This window comes from Amycolatopsis benzoatilytica AK 16/65 (assembly GCF_000383915.1).
Taxonomy (GTDB): Bacteria; Actinomycetota; Actinomycetes; order Mycobacteriales; family Pseudonocardiaceae; genus Amycolatopsis; species Amycolatopsis benzoatilytica.
In genome coordinates, this window is sequence record NZ_KB912942.1 from 2,341,302 (window position 1) to 2,360,584 (window position 19,283).

Here is a 19,283-nt window from a genome sequence, read left to right on the forward strand (position 1 = left end):
CAGGCAAGTTGCCTATCCGGCAGGCGAGACAGCCGCAGCGATCAACGCCGCGGCGGCGGTGTCGAGACGTTCGTCGTCTCCGGTCACCATGCGGTCCAGGCAGAGTCCTCGGAGGCCGGAGATCAGCAGGCTGGCCCGGGCGGCCGCGTCGGCTTCGGGATAGCCCAGCTTCCGGTAGACCGGGACCAGCGGGTCGATCATCGCGGAGATCGCTTCGCCGGCGACCGCGGCGTAGCGGTCGGGTTGGGTCGGGGCGAGGGCCAGCACCTGGAACAGGATGCGGATCGGCCGTTGCTGGCGGCCTCGGGTGATTGCCCGCCACAGGCGGTGTGCGGCGGCGGAGAGGGTCGCCTCGTCTTCGACGTCGCGGAAGAGTTCCGTGACGTCCGGGCGGCTGGCGGCGATCGCTTCGGCGATCAGGTTGTCGCGGCTGCCGAAGTAGTACAGCAGCATCCGTTTGCTGGTTCCCAGCGCTTCGCCCATCGGCGCGAGCGACAGGTCGGCGATGCCGTGCGTCGCGCAGTAGTCGACGACTTGCCGCAACAGTTCGGCGCGACGGCCGGTACCCGAGTCCACCCCTTGACTGTACCGATCGGTACGCCGTACCGTCCATTCCGCGTACCGATCGGTACAAGCGCGACGAGGAGGTCCGATGGCGGGGCAGGCACTCTCGGTGGCGATCGTCGGCGGCGGGATCGGCGGGCTGACGCTCGCGCTCGCGTTGCGGGAGCGCGGGATCGAGGCGCGGGTCTACGAGCGGTCGAGCGAACTGCGCGAGATCGGCGCGGCGGTGGCGTTGTCCGCCAACGGGTCCCGGGTGCTGGAGAGGCTGGGATTGGGAGCTGAGCTGGCGGCTTGTTCGGCAGTGCCGACCGAACTGGTCTACCGGCATTGGCGTGGCGGTCGGCGGTTGGTCGCGTATCCGATCGGGGCGGCCTACGAGGAGCGCTTCGCCGGACCGTACTACGGCATCCACCGCGCTGATCTGCAGCGGATTCTCGCCGGCGCTTGCGGGAATGTGCAGCTCGGGCGGCAGCTGACCGGGCTGGCATCGGCCGGAAGCGGCTATCGGCTCGAATTCGCCGACGGCAGTGCGGAAACCGCCGATGTGGTGGTGGGTGCCGACGGCGTGCATTCGACGGTTCGAGGGTGGGTCGCCGAGGTGCCGCCCGCGCGCTACTCCGGCACGAGCGGCTTTCGCGGGCTGGTGCCGGTCGAGCAGTTGCCGTCGTTGCCCGATCCGGGCGCGATCCAGTTCTGGATGGGGCCGGGCGGGCATTTGCTGCACTACCCGATCGGGGACGGCTCGGTGGTGAACTTTCTCGCGGTGCTGGACGAACCGGCAGCCTGGGCAAGCGACTCCTGGACCGAGGAGATCACCCCGCACCAGGCCGAGGCGGCGTTCGACGGCTGGCATCCGGCGGTGCGCGAGATGGTCGCCGCGACAACTCTGCACCAGCGGTGGGCGTTGTTCGGGGCGCAGCCGCTCAACCGGTGGCACCGGGGTGGAGTGGTGCTGCTCGGCGACGCGGCCCATGCGATGTTGCCGCATCACGGGCAGGGGGCGAACCAGACCATTGAGGACGCCGTGACGCTCGCTGAATGCCTGGCGCGGCAAACGCTCCTGTCGGCGTTGGACCGTTACGAGAAGCTGCGGCGCGGACGGACTCGAGCGGTGCAGCGGAGTTCGTGGGTGGCGTCGGGGTTGCTGCATCTGCCGGACGGACCAGCCGCGGAGGCGCGGGACCGGGCACTGGAGCGGATCGGCGGGACCCTGGAGTGGATCCACTCGCACGACGCGCTGGCGGTGTCTTCAGCTCCGGCGTCGCCGCCGCGTGCCGCCACGAGGTGAGATCGACCGCTGAGTACGCCGGGGCGAGGAAGTCGTGCAGCAAGACGATGACGGCCAATGCGGCGCGACTCGGGTCGATCGCGGGCCGTCGGTAGCCCGCGCCGCGTCAGGAAAGTCCCAGGTGCTGCCGCAGAGTCGAGCCCTCGTACTCCTCCCGGAACACCCCGCGCTCCTGCAGCAACGGCACCACCCGGTCGGCGAACTCGTCCAGCCCGCCGGGCGTCACGTGCGGGACGAGGACGAACCCGTCGGAAGCGTCCGCCTGCACGAGTTCGTTCATCCTCGACGCGACCGTCTCCGGCGAGCCGATGAAGTTCTGCCGGCCGGTCACCTCGATGATCAGTTCCCTGGTCGTCAGATGCTTCGCTTCCGCGAGCTCGCGCCATTCCTTGGCGGTCGCCACCGGGTCGCGGTGCATCCGGACGCTGGCCCGGCCCTTCGAGATCAGGTCGCCGACCACCGGGTCGAAGGGCGGGAGCGGACCGTTCGCGTCGTGAGCGCTCAGGTCGGTGTTCCAGAGCTGCTCCAGGACCTTGATCGCGGTCTGTTCGCTCACCTGCTTCAACCGGACCTCGTGCGCGATCTCGTGCGCCTCGGCGTCGGTGTCGCCCAGCACGAAGGTCGCGGCGGGGAGGACGACCAGGTCCTGTGCCGCGCGACCGTACTTGGCGAGGCGGCCCTTGACGTCCGAGTAGAAGGCTTGCCCGGCTTCGAGGGTGCCGTGGCGGGTGAAGATGGCGTCGGCGGTCGCGGCGGCGAATTCGCGGCCCTCCTCGGAGTCGCCGGCTTGGATGGTGACGGGGCGGCCTTGCGGGCTGCGCGGGACCGGGAAACGGCCGGAGATGGCGAAGTGGTCGTCCTGGTGCGAGAAAGCTCCGCCAACGCCGGTGAGGAAGCGGCCGGATTCCTTGTCCGCCAGCACTTCTTCGTCGTGCCAGGAATCGAACAGTTCCCACGCGGTGCGCAGGAAGGTTTCGGCGCGCGAGTAGCGCTGATCTTGCGGCAGGAAACCGCCGCGGCGGAAGTTCTCGCCGGTGAAGGCGTCCCAGGACGTCACGACGTTCCAGGCGGCCCGGCCGGCGGACAGGTGGTCGAGCGAAGCGAATTGCCGTGCTACCTCGAACGGTTCGTTGAACGTCGAGTTGATGGTGCCCGCCAGCCCTAGCCGGTCGGTGACCGCTGCCAGCGCGGAGAGCACGGTGAAGGTGTCCGGTCGGCCGACGACGTCCAGGTCGTAGATCTCGCCGCCCTGTTCCCGCAGCCGCAAGCCCTCTGCGAGGAAGAAGAAGTCGAACTTCGCGCGTTCGGCGGTCTGCGCCAGCTTGACGAACGAGCTGAACTCGATGTGGCTGCCAGCTGCCGGATCGCTCCACACGGTGGTGTTGTTGACCCCGGGGAAGTGCGCGGCGAGGTGGATCTGCTTCTGCGTCATGATCGTCTCCCGGGAGTCAGGCGGCGTAGCGGTTGGCCGGGCGCGGGAGGCCGAGCAGCTCGCGCAGGGTCGAGGCTTCGTACGCAGTGCGGAACGCGCCCCGGCCGCGAAGCTCGGGGACGAGGCCGTCCGTGATCGCGGTCAGGTCGTGCGGTATCGCACCGGGGCGCAGGCGGAACCCGGTCAGGCCGGCCGCGTGCCAGTCGAGCAGGAGATCGGCCAGTTCGGCGGGAGTGCCGGTGAAGACGTGCGCGTCGGACGTGAACTCGGCGCGGTCGTCGAGGCGGGCTTTCCGGTCTGCGGCGGCCTGTGCGGTTTCGTCCAGGAACACCACAAGATCGGCGAAGACCTGTGCCGGGGCACCGATTTCTTCGACGATGGCCAAGGCGTGCGCGCGGTCGGTCGGCGTCACGAACAGCAGGTCGCCGAGGCGATAGGCGGCGGGGCTGTCCGCGAGCGCGGCGACGATCGGCTGCCCTTGCGGCGGGCGCGGCGTGATGGACGGACCCTTGACGGAGAACCAGCGGCCCTCGAAATCGATGTAGTGCAGCTTGTCCCGGTCCACGAACCGGCCGGTCGCGACGTCGCGGATCTCCGCGTCGTCCTCCCAGCTGTCCCACAGCCGGCGCAGCACCTCGACGTAGTCGGCGGCCTCGTCGAACAGTTCGGCCACGGCGGGCGGCGTGCGGCGGCCGAACTGCCGGAATTCGGCCGGGCTGTCGGACACCTGCACGCGGACGCCGGCGCGGCCGGTGCTGACGTAGTCGAGCGTCGCGATCGCCTTCGACACATGAAACGGCTCGGTGTGGGTGACGACCGCGGTCGGGATCAGGCCGATGTGCGAGGTCAACGGCGCGACGCGGGAGGCGAGCAGCACAGCGTCGAGCCGCGTCTGCGCACGGCGGTCGCTCGGCTCGGGCGTGCCGGGGTCGCGCAGGGACAGGAAATCTTCGAAGGTGACGAAATCCAGGTGCGCGGCTTCGGCCTGCCGGACGAGCCCGGTCCAGTACTCGGCGGTGAGCAGGTCCGCCGGGCGCGCGTCCGGTTCGCGCCACGCCGCGGGATGCCAGCCGGCGCCTTCCAGCGCGACGGCGAGCCGTGGTCCGGTGAGCCCAGTCATGCTGCGTCCTTTCCCGGGGATGTGCGCAGTGTGGCTCGTGCGGCGGCACGGCGGCAGCCGCACCCAGCGTCTGGGACAGCTGGCGGGCGCGGGAATAAACCGGTTGGCTGCCGGAGCACGGACAAGGTTGGCTCGGTTTCGTTGATCCGGATGCACACGGACGGAGCGGAGATCGCCTCCGAACTGGTCCGACGCCTTGTCTCAGCCCAGCTCCGGCAGTGGCCGGGCGGCCGGCATCGGGGCTGGGGCTGGCAGGGACCGCGGACGCGATGTTCTGGCTCGGCTCGGACCTGGTGGCACGGCTGGAGGTCTGGTTCTAGCAGCGGCGGCTGCGGCCGACGATCGCAGCCGTGCTGGCGGACGGACGACCCCGGGTACGCAAGGGACCGTCAGGCCGGTTTCCCGGACGACCGGGAGCGAGGTTCAGTTCGAACGAGGGTGCTCCTCGAGGTCGATCCGGACCGTCAGCAGATCCGTCCCGACCGCCCGCACCGCCGTGCTGTTCATGCGCGGCAACGATTTCAGCCGAGCGCGCGCGTCGTCGTCGGGCAGCAGGTGGGCGACACCGGCGAACCAGCGACCGTGCAGCCGCAGCCGGACGCGCGGGTCGGCCTGGATGTTGCGCACGTAGTGCGAGCGCTCGCCGAACTCGGAGACCAGCCAGAACTGCCGCCCGGTGCGCCGCCCGCCGATCGGCGTCTGCCGGGCCAGGCCGGAGCTGCGACCGGTCGTTTCGAGCAGCGTTTGCGTCGGCAGCCGGGAGAGGACCGGGTTGCCGACCCGCCGCTGGAACGCCGTGACGATCCGATGCTGCCGATCACCCGGCCGGCCCGGCGCGGCGGCCTGCCGCAGCCGCGCCGGAATGATCAGCTGGTGACACGGGACCGCGAGCGTCCACAACACTCGGCCGAGGAACCGGTCGTAGCTGACCTCCGTGGTCCAGTGCACCCGGCGTTCGTCGAGCCGCACGATGTTGCGGGCGGTCAGCAACGGCGACGGAGTTTCGAGGACCACGCGGTCCGGCTCGACCGAAGCGACCGACCAGCCGAGCACCCGCTCCGGTGCGAGGAGAGTGCGCAACCCGAGACACCGCCAGCCGACGCGCAGAAATGTCCGTACTGGCCGCGGCGCGTCTTCCCATACCGCTCTGGCCCAGGCCAACGCGGTGCGGACGTCTTGGTCCGGGCGTTCGATGTCCACAGTGGACGTGAAATCCGGCACCGGACCAGGCTAGCACCGAGTGGACCAGGTTGCCGGTGGTCAGTCAGCACCTCTTGGCCGCACGTCACGGTGCCTTTCCGTGAAGGGCCCCTTCCCGGACTTAGATTCCCTGAGTGGGCCCCTGACGGACGGAGCGCGCCGCGGTTCCGCAAGGCCAGCGCTCGTCCGGCCGCCCGCACGAGCCGCGCCTCAGAACGTCGGCTTCCAGCCCAGCTCCGGTCCCAGCCGGGTCGCGAGATCCGTCAGGATCTGCACGTAGTCGTCAGGCTCGAAGGTGAACGGCAACGCGAATGCCACCTCGTCGACCTCCCTGAACGCCGCGTGCCGGTAAAGCCGCTCCGCGAGTTCCGCCGCCGTCCCGACGTAGTCCGGTGAGAACAGCAGACCGCCCGGTCCCTGCGGCGTCTTCGTCCGCTCTAGCCGTTTCGCCGCATAGTCCGCGTACTTGGCCCGTTGTTCGGTGCTCGCGCTGTCGGTCGGAATCACGACCAGCCCCTGCGAAACTCGTGCCCGCTCCCCGTCCGGATGCTCCTCCCGGAACGTCCGCACCTGCGCCAGCTGGATCCGTTCGAAATCGGTCGACCCGCCTTCGGCCCGCACGACACTGCTCGTCAGGTAGTTCATCCCGGCCTGCCCGGCCCAGGCGGCCGACTTCGTGCTTGCCCCGCCGTACCACATGCGCTGCGCCAGCCCGGGCGAATGCGGCTGCACGCGCGACGAGAACGTCTCGATGCCTTCGACCCCGCTGAACGTCGACGCTTGCTCGCCCCGGATCAGCGACAACAGCCGGGTCACGCGGTCATAGCCGAAGTTCTCCAGGTCGCCGGTGTCCGGGTACAGCGCGGGCTGCACCGCTTCGTAGTGCATCGGCGGGCTGACGCTGACGCCCGGGTTGAGCCGTCCGCCGGAGAGGACGTCGACGGTCGCGAGGTCTTCGGCGAGCCGCAGCGGATTTTCCCAGCCCAGCGGGATCACCGCGGTGCCCAGTTCGATCCGGCTGGTGCGCTGGGTAGCCGCGGCCAGCACTGCGACCGGCGACGAAATGCCGTGCTGCAAGTGCCGATGTCGCACCCACGCGCTGTCGAAGCCGAGCTGCTCGCCGAGTTCGAGCACCTGAAGGGTGGACTCGTGGCCGGGCCGCGGGTCGTCCGGGTCGAACAGGCCGATGGTCAGGAAACCCAGTTTGCGCAGCGGCTGCGTTTCGAGCGGCACGACGGATCCTCTCCGGTCAGCGGTACGGCGGAATAACCGCCCTCAAGGTCGAGTTGTTCCGGCTCGAAGATCCGGCTTGACACTGAGGGGAACTCGCTTTGCGCGCTTTGTCCATTACCCGTTACGGCGGTCCGGAAGTCCTCGAACCGATCGACGCGCCCGAACCGGTTCCCGGCCCGGGTGAAGTGGCCATCACCGTTTCGCACGCTTCGGTCGGACTGATCGACGCGCTGATCCGGCGCGGCACGCTCGCGGAGTACGACTATGCGCCGAAACCGCCGCTCGTCCCGGGGCTGGAAGTGGCGGGCACGGTCCGCGCCGCCGGGCAGGAGACCGGGTTCGCCGTCGGAGACGAGGTCGTCACGCTGACCCTGCCTGGGATGGGCGGATACGCCGACGCGAAAGCCGCACCCGCTGACCTCGTAGTGCCACTCGCCGGCACCGGCGTGGACCGGGTGCAAGCCGTCGCCGGTCTGGCGAACACCGTGACGGCCTATCTTTCGCTGACCGAAGCCGTGCAGCTGCGCGAGGACGCCCGGGTGCTGGTGCACGGTGCGCTCGGCGGCTTGGCCTCGGTCTACCCGGCGGTCGCGCGGCTGCTCGGCGCCCGTGAGGTGGTCGGCACGGTCCGCCGTCCCGACCAGATCGAGGCGGCCCGGACGCTCGGTTTCGACCGCGTCGTGCTGTCCGGCGACCTCGCCGAACTGGCCGACGAGCGGTTCGAGATCATCGTCGACCCGGTCGGCGGCGACGTGCGCACCGAGTCGCTCGGCCTGCTCACGCCGATGGGCCGGATGCTCGTGGTCGGCAGCGCGGGCAGCGAAACCGCGGTAATGGTGGACTCGAACGCGGTCTGGGGCGCGAACATCGGCGTGGTCGGCTTCAACGTCGGCGGTTTCCTCGCCGCGGACACGCGTCCTGCGGTCGCCGCCGCCCGCGCGGTGCTGCCGCTCTACGCGGAAGGCAAGATCCGGCTGCCGGTCACCGTGCTGCCGATGGCCGAAGCCCGCGAGGCGCATCGCCGGATGGACGCGGGCGAGGCGGTCGGCCGGCTGGTGCTCGCGAACTGAAGTCACGCCTCCACTCGTTCGCCGCCGGGGTTCGCGGCGAGCAGGTCGCGCGTGTAGTTCTCGCGCGGGCGGCGGAGGACCTCGTCGGCCGGGCCTAGTTCGAACAGCGCGCAGGCGGCGAGCGACAGCGGAACGGCAGCGCGAACTCGAGACAGGTCCGGGCACGGGCCGGTGCGAGAGTCGGCTTCCGGTTGGCGCGCAACGGAATGCGTGGCCCGCGCGGTAACCGGACGGCGGGTTGTTCGGCGAGGCTGTCCGGAGGGCGGGTGCACGCGCCGCTGCGCAGCGGGAAAACCGGTTGCGGGCGCGCGGACACTGGAGGGCATGGTTGGGCGGGGGAGCGGGTCGGCGGAAGAGGTCTCCGGACAGGACGGCGGTGGGGCGGCACTGGGCACGGCCGTGCCCGGCGGGAGCGGATCGGCCTGGCTCCGGTTGCAGGCGGTGGCGGTCTCCGGCTCGACCTGCGAAGGGCTTCTGCTGGCGGCCCTCCCGCTGCTGGCGGTCTCGATCACCACGGACCCGCGGCAGATCTCGCTGATCAACGTCGCCGGCCAAGCCCCGTGGCTGCTGCTGTCCCTGTTCGCCGGGGTGATCATCGACCGGGTGCGCCGGACGGTCGTGCTGGCCTGGGCATACGCTGTCCAAGTCGCCGCGGCGCTGCTGCTGGCGATAGTGGGTTCGACCGGTGCGCTGAGCCTGCCGGTGCTGCTGGTCGTCGCGTTCGTGCTCACCACGACGCAGGTGTTCGGCGACGGCGCGACCGGTTCGCTGGTGCCCGAGATCGTCGCCGCCGGCCAGTTGAACGCGGCGAACTCGCGGCTGCAAGTGATCGATCGCGGGATGGTCCAGTTCGTGGTCCCGCCGCTGACCGGCTTGCTGATCGGCATCGGCGCGGGCTGGCCGGCCTGGCTGGCGGTATTAGCCGCTGTCGCGGCACTGCTGGTGGCGCGCGGCATCCCGGCCGCCGCGCCGGTTCCGCGTGCCCCGGTGCACCCGCTGAAGGACTTGACCGCCGGCCTGCGCTACCTGGTCCGCACCCCGCTGCTGCGGTCCATCACGTTCACCGTCGCGATGGGCTCGTTCGCCGCGGCCGCCGGGAACTCGATGATCGTCCTGTTCGCCACGAAGGAACTCCGTCTGGGCCCGTTCGGCTATGGTGCGCTGCTCGCTTGCCTGGCTGTCGGCTGGGTGGTTTCGTCGTTCTTCGTGGCCGGCTTCGTCCGGCGGTTCGGCTACTCGACAGCGATGCGGATCGCTCAGGTGTGCGCGGTGGCGGGTCAGCTGCTGATCGCGGTGGTGCCTCCGTGGCCGGCGCTGGTCGGAGTGGTGCTGATGTTCATCACCGCGACGACGCTGATCTGGAACGTCTGCTCGCAGTCCAGCCGCCAGTTGTTCACCCCGCCGGAACTGCTCGGCCGGGTCCTCACCAGCCATCGGGCGCTGGCCTGGGGCCTGACGCCGTTGGGTGCGCTGGCGGGCGGTTTCGTGGCCGTGCACTGGGGCTTGCGCGGCGTATGGGTGATGGCGGCCGCGGTGCAGTTCGTCGGGACGGCAGTGGTGTGGCGGCAGTTGTCGCCCACGGCGTTCCGCGCGGCGGAAGAGGAAGCCGCGGCGGCCCGCTAGCCAGTCCGGGACAGGGAGGCTTCGGCGGACGCCTCGCGCTGGCCGGTCACGTCCGGCAGCCCGCCGGATAGCCGGTCATGCGGTTCGGCGGGGGAGTTTCCAGCCGGGGCGGGGGAAGTGGCAGGTGTAGCCGTTGGGGTAGCGCTGGAGGTAGTCCTGGTGTTCGGGTTCGGCTTCCCAGAAGTCGCCGGCCGGGGTGACTTCGGTGACGACTTTGCCGGGCCAGAGGCCGGAGGCGTCGACGTCGGCGATGGTGTCTTCGGCGATGCGTTTCTGCTCGTCGGTGGTGTAGAAGATGGCGGAGCGGTAGCTGGTGCCGATGTCGTTGCCTTGCCGGTTCGCGGTGCTGGGGTCGTGGACCTGGAAGAAGAATTCGAGCAGGGCGCGGAAGTCGGTCTGCTGCGGGTCGTAGGTGACTTCGATGGTTTCGGCGTGGGTGCCGTGGTCGCGGTAGGTGGCGTGGGGGACGTCGCCGCCGCTGTAGCCGACGCGGGTGGCGGTGACGCCGGGCTGGTGGCGGAACAGCTCCTCCATGCCCCAGAAACACCCGCCGGCCAGAATCGCCTTTTCCGCTGCCATGCCGCCTCCTTCGTGCCCGTACCGCCGAGCTCCCATGCTAGTCGTCGCCGCGCAGCAGCCCGAGGACGAGGGCGAGCGGCGGCCATGCTTCCCGTCCCCGCCGCGTGCAGGTGTACGACCGCTGCCGGACGTCCGGCCCGGTGAGCGGCAGCACGGTCACCTCCGGGCGGGTGACGCGCCCGGCCGGCAGCAGCCCCACCCCGCCGAAGGCGGCGATGAGTTCCTCGACCAGTTCGAGACTGTCCGCGTGATGGGTGAACCGCGGCGCGAACCCGGCCATGGACGCGAGCGTCCGCACTGCTTCCTCGTCGGAACTGTTGCGGGAATTGCCGATCCACTCATCGTCTCGGAACGCGTCGAACACCGCCAGCGTGCCTTCCCCGCGAACCCGCCCGGCCGCGGCGCGCGGCACGGCGAGGCCCCACGGCAGGCTCCACAGCGGCGTCACCTGCAGGGCCGGGTCCGCGGTCGCCGGAGCGAGGTCGTAGTCGTAGGTGAGGGCGAGGTCGGCTTCGTCGGCCATCAGCAGCGCGACCGCTTCGGCGGGTTCGGCCTCGCTGATCACCACCCGGACCCGCGGGTGACGCTGCGCGAGCCGTTCGGCCACCGGCAGCAGCGACTGCCGGACCGCGCTCGCGAAGCCCGCGATGCGCACCGTCCCGGCCGGCTCGGAGTGCGGGTCCAGGTCGACCCGCGCCGCCTCGACCGCGGCGAGGATCGTGGCTGCGTGGTCGGCGAGCCGCCGCCCGGCCGGGGTAAGCCGCACCCGGCGGCCGTCCGGTTCGAGCAACGTGACGCCGGTTTCCTTGGCCAGCGCCGAGATCTGCTGCGACACCGTGGACGTTGTGGTTTCCAGCACGTCCGCGACCGCGCGCATCGAGCCGAGTCGCGACAACTCGAGAAGGAACTGCAGCCTGCGGGTCTCCATTCGTCGATTGTTCAGGATTCCTGGACGGTACGTCCAGGATCAGCACGTGGACACGAACGGTCCAAATCCGTTTTCCTGGTGGACGTGCTTCCCTCCTCTCCTCGCGCCGGTGTTGCGCTGGCCATCGGGGCCATGCTGTCCGTCCAGCTCGGCCTGGCGGTCTCGGTCGGCCTCGCGCACGAGATCGGCCCGGCTGGGGTGGCCTGGCTCCGGCTGGCCTGGGCGGGCGTGCTGCTGCTCGTGTTCGTCCGGCCGCGCCCGGCCGACTTCGGCCGCCCGGCGCTGCTGGCCGGGCTCGGTCTGGGCGTGGTCACCGCCGGGATGACGATCTTGTTCATGGTCGCCGCGACGCGACTGCCGCTGGGCACCGCGAGCGCGCTGGAATTCCTGGGTCCGCTGACCGTCGCGATCGTCCGCGGCCGCAGCGGAACCCGGCTGTGGCCGGTGCTGGCGGCCGCCGGGGTGCTGTTGCTGACTCAGCCGTGGCAGGGCGGCGCCGACCTGGCTGGCATCGCCTGCGCGCTGGCGTCGGCGGTGTGCTGGGGCTCCTACATCCTCCTGACTCAACGGGTCGGCGACCAGGTTTCCGGCCTGCGCGGACTGGCGCTGTCGATGCCGGTCGCCGGCCTGGTCGCGACTGTCGTGCACGGCCCAGCGCTCGCCGGGCACCTGACCTGGCCGCTCGTCCTCGCCGGGCTCGGACTGGCGGTGCTCGTGCCGGTGGTCCCGTTCAGCATGGAAATGCTGGCCCTGCGCCGGTTGACCACGTCCGCGTTCGGGACTCTCGCGAGCCTGGAACCGGCGCTGGCGCTGCTGATCGGACTGCTCGTGCTGCATCAGGTGCCGAACCTGGCTGCGGTGGCCGGGATCGGATTCGTGGTCGCCGCCGGCATCGGAGCGGAACGGACCGGCGCGCGCGAGCCGGAGAACGAGGCGGCCGCCGTCTAGAGCGGTGCTTTCCGGCCTGAGCGGTGAGCGACGCTGCCGTCCAGTGCCTATCGCGGGCAGTACGCCTCGATCGTCGCCGGATACGAGGTCGGCGCGCACTACCGGCGTCGGGTGTTCGCGACCGTGGATGCGGCGGGTCAGGAGCGCGCGAGAGTGACGCGCCGTGTGTTCGCGGTTCACTGCCTTGTCCGGCAACGGATCCCGGTTCCTCGGCAGCGATCTTCGCCGACGGAACAGTTCCAGTGCGGCGCGCCAACTCCGCATTCCGTGAAAAAGCTTTCGTGCAGTGGCGGTCCGGATGAACATGCGGGCTCCCTCCCTCGGCCTTCCGGCTTGAAGAGAGCATCGCAGGCACCACCGACACTTTCGGGCACCCGACCGGCCGGCTAGTGCTCGTCGGCCGGTCGCGGAGTGCGTTCCACTATGTGCTGCAACGCCTTCACGTGTCCGAGAAATCTTCGGCGGCCGTCCTCGGTGGCGCGGATCGACGTCTTCGGGACCCGGCCGAGGTACTTCCGCTGCTGCTCGATCTGGCCGTCCGACCGGAGAGTGCTGAGCTGTTTGGACAGCGCCGAATCGGAGAGCGCCACGGCGTCGCGAAGGAAAGCGAAATCGCACCAGTCCACTGCGGACAGCATGGACATGATCGCCAGCCGGGTCGGGTCGGACAGCAGCCGGTCGAGACCGGGCGGTGGTACTGCGGCAGTCATTGGTCCCCTCGGCGCCGGGCCACCGCCAGCAGTGCCTGAGAGAGCGCGAACAGCGCGGTGAACGCGAGCCCGAAGAGCACCCCGGCGACCGTGCACGGGTATTCGCGCAGACCCAGTCCGTCGGCGAGGGTTGCGGCGAAACCGGTGCCATAGCGGGAGATCAGCCATCCGCCGACACCGCCGATCAGGGCGATCACCCCGAAGACCCACGGCACGAAGCCCTGCGTGGGCTGGACGCCGCGCAGCCGGCTCAGCGGCGCCGACCGGGTGCGCACGCCGACGGCGAACACGACGACGAGCAGCACGAGGATCACGACGGCAAGGAACTTGCTGCCAGTGAACGTGACGAAGTCGTTGGCCGCGGTGAAACCGGCGGTGAGCACGAACATGAGCGCGTAGGTCCACCACGGCAGTCGTGCGGCGCGTCGCGCCTGGTCCTGGTGGGTTCGGACGGCGGCGAGTGCTTCCTCGGCCCGCTGCTGTTCTTGGTTCACAAGTCCCTCCTCGACTACTTGCCTCATTGGAATGTAGCGACTTCTTTCCGGTGCGGCAAGTAGTCCGGGGGACGGTCCGTTCTAGGCTGGGGATCATGCAGGTGGAGATCTGGAGCGATGTGGTGTGCCCGTGGTGCTACCTCGGGAAAGCGCGGTTCGAGAAGGCGCTGGCGGGATTCGCGCACCGGGACGAGGTGACGGTCGTCTACCGGTCTTTCGAGCTGGATCCCGGCAAGGTCAGGACTGAGCCCCTGCTGGACATGCTCACCGCGAAGTATGGCCCGCAGGCGGCCGAGATGGAGCAGCGCGTGGCCGGGCTGGCCGCTGAGGAAGGACTCGGCTACCGGACCGACCGGGAGATCGGCAACACCTTCGACGCGCACCGGTTGCTGCATCTGGCGCGGGAGAAGGGGCTCGAGGGGGAGATGGTGTCGGCGTTGTTCCGGGCGAACTTCGCGGAGGCCAGGGCGGTGTTCGACGCCGGGGTGCTGGTCGAGGTGGCGGTGGAGGCCGGACTTTCGCAGGAGAGCGCGGAGGCGGTGCTCGGGGATCCGGAGCGGTACGCGGAGGCGGTTCGGGCCGAGGAGCGGGAAGCGGTCGAACTGGGGGCCGGCGGCGTGCCGTTTTTCGTGCTGGGCCGGCGGTTCGGGGTTTCCGGCGGGCAGTCGGTGGAGGTGTTCGAGAAGGCCTTGGAGAGGGCTTGGGAGGCGTCCGCCTGAGTGCCCGGGTGCTGCGACGCCGGAGGTGTCGACGGTTCGAGGGCGTCGTGCCTGGTCCGATGGAACGGCGGCGGTGCGAAGAAGGCCCGTTGAAGGAGCGGTTCCTTCAACGGGCCTTCGTTGTCTGCGTTCTTCGCGTCAGCCGTCGGACCAGGAGCTGAGGCGGTTCAGGAGCCGTTCCAGCACCTCGGGGTCCGCGCCCACCGGGCCGCCGGACACCGGTTCGTCCACCAGCGTGCGGCGGTCGCCTCGGCGGGGGAGCCGGACCTGACCGGCGGAAATGCCGCCGGGCAGCGGAAGCTCGCACCAGGTGACCCGGCCTCCTGCCGGGCCGGGGCGGACGCCGATGCGGTCGTCGCGCGGGGGGACCGGGGCGGGGAGATCGTCCTCCACCTCGACGACCAGGTGGTCGCCGCGCAGTTGCAGCCGGACGGTGACGAACGACGGGGCGGCCGGGCTGCTCTGGTCGACCACGTCGCCCACCAGCCGCACCGCGGCGTTCGTGGCCTGGTCCAGCATCGGCAGCAAGGACCAGTCGCTCAGGATCAGGCGGACGAACAGCTCTGTGCACGAAATCGCGCTCGGCTGCGCCACCAGCCGGAGGTCGTCCACCTGGGTTGTGCGCGTGCTCAAGCGTCACCTTCCTCTGGGGCTGGCGGCCCGATCGGGGGCGGGACCGTGCGGGCATCATGCCACCGTCCCCCGATCAGGTTGCGCCGGGTGGTCGATCTTGAGAAAAACCGCTGGTCGGCGGCCGATGGTCAGAGCTTGGCCGTGGACACCGCGAAATTCGAGAAGTACGCGTGTTCGTCGTGGCCGGGGCCCCAGCTGGTCTCGTGCCCGCCGAAGAACGTCGAGAAGAACACGCCCTTGAACGGGATGCCCGAAATGCCTGGTGCGGACCTGCTCGACAGCACCTGCTTCCCGTCGTACCAGACGGTGATCTGGCCGGTGCTCCGGTTGACCGACTGTTCGATGGTGTGCGTCTTGCCGTCCGGGGTGAAGTTCCACGAGCCGAGGCCGACGTCCTTGCCGTATCCGTCGCCGGACGGCGTGTACACGTAGACCTCGCCCTTCGTCCCGCCGCGGAACATGAACCGGGTGGACCAGCCCTTGCCGTGGTTGCCGCCGCTTTCCTCGCCCGGGTTGCCGCCGTACAGGCCGGGCAGTTTGCCGCCCTTGCCGAAGTCGAAGCCGGCCGGGAACTTCAGGTCGTAGCGCAGGTAGAGGGTGGTCGCGTCGCGCAGTTCGGAGTGATTCGCCTTGGCCAGGTCCTGGTAGAACTGGCCGCCGCCCTTGGTGGGGCAGTCGGTGCAGGACTGGGCCGACGAACCCTTCCCGTACTTGACGTCCAGCACGCCGCCGGAGGCGGACAGCGTGCTGCCGAACCCGAATTCGCCGGATCCGTCGATGCCCCAGGCGCCGCGCCACGAGTTCGACGGGAACCCGTCGAACGTTCCGGCCCAGCCGCCTGCCTGGGCCGGGTTGGTGCTGGCTTTGGCCGGAGTGGCCCAACATCCGGCTGTCACGGCAGCGGCGGCGGCGAGCGCGACGAAGCCCCAGCGGAGTGAACGCATTGGTGTCCCTTCCCGGTGAACGGAAGGCCCGGGCACCCCGGATGGGGGCGGGCCGCTTTCGCGGCGGCGTGATCGACACCGTACGGGTAGCGCGCCGGTCCTTTCAAGCCGCTGTCCGGCCGTCGTTTGTCCACAGTGGATGTTTACCGTGGGCGAATGCGGCGGGAATCGGCGCGATGGGCGATCCAGGACCTCCGCGGTCGACGCGGGCGATTTCGCCGGTGCGGGCGAGTTGTTCCGCGAAGGTGCATTGCACAGCGGCGGCGGACGGACCGGGCAGGACACGGATCGCGCGGTGGCCGAGTGGTGCCGCGCGATCCGTGTCCTGCACGCCGAGGGGACTCCGCGAACCAGGCGCGTGACGACGAACGTCCGGGTGGCTGTCGACGGGCAGAGCGTCTCGGCGCACAGCTGCTTCACGGTTTCCCAGGCGACGGAAAGCCTTCGGCTGCAGCCGATCGCGGCCGGGCACTACGACAACCGGTTCGTCGTGCGGGAAGGCGAATGGCGGTTCGCGGAGCGGACGCCGGTCGTGCAGCTGATCGGGGTTGGTCCTAGCACCTGCCGGGCGGACGGACTCCGGACGGCAGGCGAACGCGCCGCAGAGGTTTAGACCTGTATATCCGGTTTGCGGAGCATTGGTCCGGCCACGATCCAGCCGGAAACGCTGGCGCGGCACCGCGCGGCCAGTCAGCCCCACGGTGCCGCGTCCGAAGAAAATCAGTCCCGCTTGCCGGTGACCCGCCGCTTCACGGCACGGCTCGCCGCCAGCGTCGGGAACGCCAGCAGCGCCCCGGCGCCGAGCGGAATTCCTTGCTGCCACGCGGGCGCTCCCAGTGCCGCGGCGGGCGTGGACTGCGGGTTGTGGTCGGTGACGCCGCCGAAGCGGCTCGGCGGCAGGACGATCAGCCGGGCTTTGCCGATGACATCGTCGACCGGCACGACGCCGTTCGCTCCGCCGCCGCCCTGGCAGCGCGAATCGCACGAGTCGTTGCGGTTGTCGCCCATCACCCACAGGCCGCCGGCCGGCACGGTGAACGGCGGGAACGGCCGCTGCACCGGGTCGTTCGGGTCCATCCAGTGCAGGTACGTCTCGTTCAGGGGCTTCCCGTCGACCAGTACGCGGCCCTGCGGATCGCAGCACTGCACGGTCTGCCCGCCGACGGCGATCACGCGTTTGACGAAGTCGTGTTCGTCCGCGGCCGCGAAGCCGACGAGCGATCCGAGCCCGCGCAGCGCCTTCGAGAAAATGTCGCTCGGCTCCTGCGGCGCGATCTCGGCCGTGTTCCACGTCTTCGGCCCGCGGAAGACGATCACGTCGCCCGGCGACGGGTCGGTGAAATCGTAGGTGACGCGGTCGACTACGACCCGGTCGCCGAAACAGCCGGGGCACCCGTGCAGGGTGCTCTCCATCGACTGCGACGGGATCAGGAACACCTTCGCGACGAACTGCTGGATCAGGATGGTCAGCACTAGCGCGATCCCGATCAGGATGGGCAGTTCCTGCCACAGCGGGCGTTTCCGCTTCTGCCGCTTGGCGGAATCGTCCGGTTCGGGACGCTCCGGTTCGGGCTCGCCGGGAACGGAGGTCTGGGGGATGGGGTCGGCCACCGCGCCAGGCTACCGAGAACCGCGTCCGCGGCGGCGGAGCGGCGAGGGCCACGATCGGGGAGTCGTGCCGGTGGGCGGGACCGCGACAACCACCCCCTGCTCGCGTCCGTGTCCCCAATGTGGCATTGGGTGCATCTCGCGCACCCAATGTGGCATTCGGTGCATCTGATGCACCCAATGCCACATTGGGGTTTCAAGGACGCGGCCGCCGGGTTACCGCTCGAACGAGCCGTGCCGGCCCGCGCCGTCGGCGAACCGTTTGGCCCCGGCGAGCGTGTCCGACGCCAGCGACCGCAGTCCGTGCCGGAACTCGTTCGCCAGCGCCGCCTCTTCCGCGAGCCCTTCTCCCTCGAGCAGTGCCGCCCGGTCCTCCCGCAGGCACGTCTGCGGAAACGCGGCCAGCTCCCGCCCGAGCGCGACAGCTGCCGCGACCGCCTCGCCGGCGGGCACCACCCGGTTGGCGAGACCGATCCGGAGCGCCTCGGCGGCGTCGACCGGCCGCCCGGTCAGCACCAGGTCCATCGCATGGCTCCGGCCGATCAGCCGCGGCAGCCGCACCGTTCCGCCGTCGATGAGCGGGACTCCCCACCGCCGGCAGAACACGCCGAACACCGCCGTCTCGTCGGCGACCCGCAGATCGGCCCAAGCGGCCAGCTCCAGCCCACCCGCGACGGCGTGCCCGGACACCGCGGCGATCACCGGTTTCCGCAGGCGCAGCCGGGTCGGGCCCATCGGACCGTCGCCGTCGGGTTCGGTGCGATTGCCGTTGCCTTCGCTGACCGCCTTCAAATCGGCGCCGGCGCAGAACGTGCCGCCGGCGCCGTACAGCACCGCCACCGCCGCGTCCGAGTCGTCGAATTCGCGGAAGGCGGCGGTGAGCGCGTCGGCGGTCGGTCGGTCGACGGCGTTGCGGCGCTCTGGGCGGTTGATGCCGATCGTGACGACCGGTCCGTCGCGGTCCACCAGCACGGTGCTCATCGCAGCAGCATAAGGTCCACGGCATGGAAAGCTTGGCAGCGTTCGGTTATGAGCTCGGGGTGCTCAAGCGGGTCCGCCGCGCGGGGTGGTGGCAGGCCGGTGTCCGCGACCCGGAATCGGTTGCCGAGCACAGCCTGCGGGCGGCGCAGCTGGCCGCGCTGCTGGCCGCCGAGGAAGGGGCTTCGCCGGAGCGCGCCGCGTTTCTCGCGCTGTGGCATGACACCCAGGAGACCCGAACCGGCGACCTGCCGCACACCGCCGCGCCCTACCTGACGAAGCCGGAGCCGCGAGCGATCACCGCTGAGCAGACCGCCGGGCTGCCGGCGGCGTCAGCGGAAACGGTGCGAACAGCGGTCGACGAGTACGAGACCCGCGAGTCGCCGGAAGCGCGCTGCGCCAAGGATGCGGACAAGCTCGAGATGCTGTTGCAGGCACTGGAATACCGCGCGAACGGCGTGTCCACAGTGGACGAATGGATCGCGTCTGCGCAGGCCGGGCTCTACACCGGCACCGCGCGGCGGCTCGCCGAGGCGGCGCTGGCGACCGAACCGCTCGCCTGGCGCGCTCGTTAGTTGTCACCCACATGGGCGGAATGATGGTTGAGAGCCGTCTTCTGCGGGAATGGTCAGAGGACCACGATGTCGGGGAGGCACAAGATGAACCGGAAAATCACGGGAGTGCTCGCCAGTATCGCGGCGATGGCGGCGACGGTCGGCTTCGCGGCCACCGCGGAAGCAGCGGGACCGCCGTGCGGCCAGCAAGCCAAGGCATGCGTGAAGCTGTCCGCCAACACGGCGTGGCTGATGGACAACGGCCGGGTCGTGCGCGGAGGGGTGCCCATCACGGTGGGCAAAAAGGCGTTTCCCACTCCGCAGGGCACCTTCCGCGTCCAGTACAAGGACCTGCACCACTACAGCAAGCAGTTCCACGGGCCGATGCCGTACTCGGTGTTCTTCACCAACACCGGCGTCGCGTTCCATCAAGGCAGCCTGAAGGTGCAGTCGCACGGGTGCGTGCATCTCTCGCACGCCGACGCGGTGGCGTTCTTCAACACGCTGCAGCCGGGCGACGTGGTGCAGGTCGTGCGCTGACCGTCCGGACGTCCGCTCCACGGGGCGGCGGCGGGCCGGTCGTCCGCCTGGACGGTTTCGTCGCCCCCGGGCTGATCGGCCAGTGCTGGTCTCCGCCGCCTTCCCGCGTCTCGCCCCT

At 70.2% G+C, this 19,283-nt stretch carries 22 protein-coding genes; 8 read left to right on the top strand and 14 right to left on the bottom strand.

Translation table 11 applies throughout. The annotated features are described in order from the left end of the window. Window positions 1-12 precede the first annotated feature (12 nt). Window positions 13-576, bottom strand: a complete 564-nt coding sequence (locus AMYBE_RS0110595) for a TetR/AcrR family transcriptional regulator (protein ID WP_020659348.1) — start codon at window positions 574-576, stop codon at window positions 13-15. 76 nt (window positions 577-652) lie between these two features. On the opposite strand from AMYBE_RS0110595, the gene AMYBE_RS0110600 reads away from it, so the two are divergent. Continuing rightward, complete coding sequence (locus tag AMYBE_RS0110600; RefSeq protein ID WP_020659349.1) at window positions 653-1,852, top strand: FAD-dependent monooxygenase; 1,200 nt, start codon at window positions 653-655, stop codon at window positions 1,850-1,852. A gap of 106 nt (window positions 1,853-1,958) precedes the next feature. On the opposite strand, the gene AMYBE_RS0110605 is transcribed toward AMYBE_RS0110600, so the two are convergent. The 4 genes from AMYBE_RS0110605 to AMYBE_RS0110625 all read right to left on the bottom strand — a co-directional run bounded on the left by AMYBE_RS0110605 (window position 1,959) and on the right by AMYBE_RS0110625 (window position 6,837). Continuing rightward, window positions 1,959-3,284: an NtaA/DmoA family FMN-dependent monooxygenase gene (locus tag AMYBE_RS0110605; RefSeq protein ID WP_020659350.1), complete on the bottom strand. Its 1,326-nt coding sequence runs from the start codon at window positions 3,282-3,284 to the stop codon at window positions 1,959-1,961. A gap of 16 nt (window positions 3,285-3,300) precedes the next feature. Further along, the gene (locus tag AMYBE_RS0110610; RefSeq protein ID WP_020659351.1) at window positions 3,301-4,404 is read right to left on the bottom strand and encodes an LLM class flavin-dependent oxidoreductase; all 1,104 of its coding nucleotides are present in this window, start codon (window positions 4,402-4,404) and stop codon (window positions 3,301-3,303) included. Window positions 4,405-4,827: 423 nt separating this feature from the next. Then, window positions 4,828-5,625, bottom strand: coding sequence for a nitroreductase/quinone reductase family protein (locus tag AMYBE_RS43940; protein WP_084469940.1), 798 nt, complete (start codon window positions 5,623-5,625; stop codon window positions 4,828-4,830). A 189-nt stretch (window positions 5,626-5,814) separates the two neighbouring features. Then, window positions 5,815-6,837, bottom strand: a complete 1,023-nt coding sequence (locus AMYBE_RS0110625) for an LLM class flavin-dependent oxidoreductase (RefSeq protein WP_020659354.1) — start codon at window positions 6,835-6,837, stop codon at window positions 5,815-5,817. Between the two features lie 98 nt (window positions 6,838-6,935). Here AMYBE_RS0110625 and AMYBE_RS0110630 point away from each other — a divergent pair, with 98 nt between their 5' ends. Then, on the top strand, window positions 6,936-7,907 hold the full coding sequence (locus AMYBE_RS0110630) for a quinone oxidoreductase family protein (RefSeq protein WP_020659355.1): 972 nt from the start codon (window positions 6,936-6,938) through the stop codon (window positions 7,905-7,907). 2 nt (window positions 7,908-7,909) lie between these two features. Here AMYBE_RS0110630 and AMYBE_RS43945 read toward each other — a convergent pair whose 3' ends face one another. Next, window positions 7,910-8,179: a hypothetical protein gene (locus AMYBE_RS43945; protein WP_084469942.1), complete on the bottom strand. Its 270-nt coding sequence runs from the start codon at window positions 8,177-8,179 to the stop codon at window positions 7,910-7,912. Window positions 8,180-8,306: 127 nt separating this feature from the next. Here AMYBE_RS43945 and AMYBE_RS0110635 point away from each other — a divergent pair, with 127 nt between their 5' ends. Next, complete coding sequence (locus AMYBE_RS0110635; RefSeq protein ID WP_020659356.1) at window positions 8,307-9,530, top strand: MFS transporter; 1,224 nt, start codon at window positions 8,307-8,309, stop codon at window positions 9,528-9,530. A gap of 75 nt (window positions 9,531-9,605) precedes the next feature. On the opposite strand, the gene msrA is transcribed toward AMYBE_RS0110635, so the two are convergent. Together msrA and AMYBE_RS0110645 are read right to left on the bottom strand one after the other, a co-directional pair. After that, window positions 9,606-10,109, bottom strand: a complete 504-nt coding sequence (gene msrA, locus AMYBE_RS0110640) for a peptide-methionine (S)-S-oxide reductase MsrA (RefSeq protein WP_020659357.1) — start codon at window positions 10,107-10,109, stop codon at window positions 9,606-9,608. Between the two features lie 37 nt (window positions 10,110-10,146). Continuing rightward, window positions 10,147-11,037, bottom strand: coding sequence for a LysR family transcriptional regulator (locus AMYBE_RS0110645; RefSeq protein ID WP_020659358.1), 891 nt, complete (start codon window positions 11,035-11,037; stop codon window positions 10,147-10,149). 78 nt (window positions 11,038-11,115) lie between these two features. On the opposite strand from AMYBE_RS0110645, the gene AMYBE_RS0110650 reads away from it, so the two are divergent. Beyond that, window positions 11,116-11,985, top strand: a complete 870-nt coding sequence (locus AMYBE_RS0110650) for an EamA family transporter (protein ID WP_245573180.1) — start codon at window positions 11,116-11,118, stop codon at window positions 11,983-11,985. Between the two features lie 386 nt (window positions 11,986-12,371). On the opposite strand, the gene AMYBE_RS0110655 is transcribed toward AMYBE_RS0110650, so the two are convergent. Both AMYBE_RS0110655 and AMYBE_RS0110660 read right to left on the bottom strand, forming a co-directional pair. Further along, on the bottom strand, window positions 12,372-12,695 hold the full coding sequence (locus AMYBE_RS0110655) for a winged helix-turn-helix domain-containing protein (protein ID WP_020659360.1): 324 nt from the start codon (window positions 12,693-12,695) through the stop codon (window positions 12,372-12,374). Continuing rightward, window positions 12,692-13,189, bottom strand: coding sequence for a hypothetical protein (locus AMYBE_RS0110660; RefSeq protein WP_020659361.1), 498 nt, complete (start codon window positions 13,187-13,189; stop codon window positions 12,692-12,694). Before AMYBE_RS0110660 ends, AMYBE_RS0110655 begins: the two co-directional genes overlap by 4 nt. Window positions 13,190-13,284: 95 nt before the next feature. On the opposite strand from AMYBE_RS0110660, the gene AMYBE_RS41440 reads away from it, so the two are divergent. After that, complete coding sequence (locus AMYBE_RS41440) at window positions 13,285-13,908, top strand: DsbA family oxidoreductase (protein WP_020659362.1); 624 nt, start codon at window positions 13,285-13,287, stop codon at window positions 13,906-13,908. Between the two features lie 138 nt (window positions 13,909-14,046). On the opposite strand, the gene AMYBE_RS0110670 is transcribed toward AMYBE_RS41440, so the two are convergent. Together AMYBE_RS0110670 and AMYBE_RS41445 are read right to left on the bottom strand one after the other, a co-directional pair. After that, window positions 14,047-14,541 (bottom strand): hypothetical protein, encoded by a 495-nt coding sequence (locus AMYBE_RS0110670; RefSeq protein ID WP_027927557.1) that lies wholly within the window; start codon window positions 14,539-14,541, stop codon window positions 14,047-14,049. Between the two features lie 128 nt (window positions 14,542-14,669). Then, a complete protein-coding gene (locus tag AMYBE_RS41445) occupies window positions 14,670-15,485 on the bottom strand; it encodes a polysaccharide lyase (RefSeq protein ID WP_020659364.1) in 816 nt (271 codons plus the stop codon). A 139-nt stretch (window positions 15,486-15,624) separates the two neighbouring features. On the opposite strand from AMYBE_RS41445, the gene AMYBE_RS41450 reads away from it, so the two are divergent. Continuing rightward, a complete protein-coding gene (locus tag AMYBE_RS41450) occupies window positions 15,625-16,098 on the top strand; it encodes a nuclear transport factor 2 family protein (protein ID WP_084469946.1) in 474 nt (157 codons plus the stop codon). Window positions 16,099-16,205: 107 nt separating this feature from the next. On the opposite strand, the gene lepB is transcribed toward AMYBE_RS41450, so the two are convergent. Together lepB and AMYBE_RS0110690 are read right to left on the bottom strand one after the other, a co-directional pair. Then, complete coding sequence (lepB, locus tag AMYBE_RS0110685; protein WP_020659366.1) at window positions 16,206-17,096, bottom strand: signal peptidase I; 891 nt, start codon at window positions 17,094-17,096, stop codon at window positions 16,206-16,208. Between the two features lie 213 nt (window positions 17,097-17,309). Then, on the bottom strand, window positions 17,310-18,074 hold the full coding sequence (locus tag AMYBE_RS0110690) for a crotonase/enoyl-CoA hydratase family protein (protein WP_020659367.1): 765 nt from the start codon (window positions 18,072-18,074) through the stop codon (window positions 17,310-17,312). 23 nt (window positions 18,075-18,097) lie between these two features. Between AMYBE_RS0110690 and AMYBE_RS0110695 the strand changes: the two genes are divergently transcribed. Next, the gene (locus tag AMYBE_RS0110695) at window positions 18,098-18,646 is read left to right on the top strand and encodes an HD domain-containing protein (RefSeq protein ID WP_020659368.1); all 549 of its coding nucleotides are present in this window, start codon (window positions 18,098-18,100) and stop codon (window positions 18,644-18,646) included. Between the two features lie 84 nt (window positions 18,647-18,730). Further along, window positions 18,731-19,165 carry a L,D-transpeptidase gene (locus tag AMYBE_RS0110700; RefSeq protein ID WP_020659369.1) on the top strand — a complete coding sequence of 145 codons (435 nt, stop codon included), beginning with the start codon at window positions 18,731-18,733 and terminating at the stop codon, window positions 19,163-19,165. Window positions 19,166-19,283 lie beyond the last annotated feature (118 nt).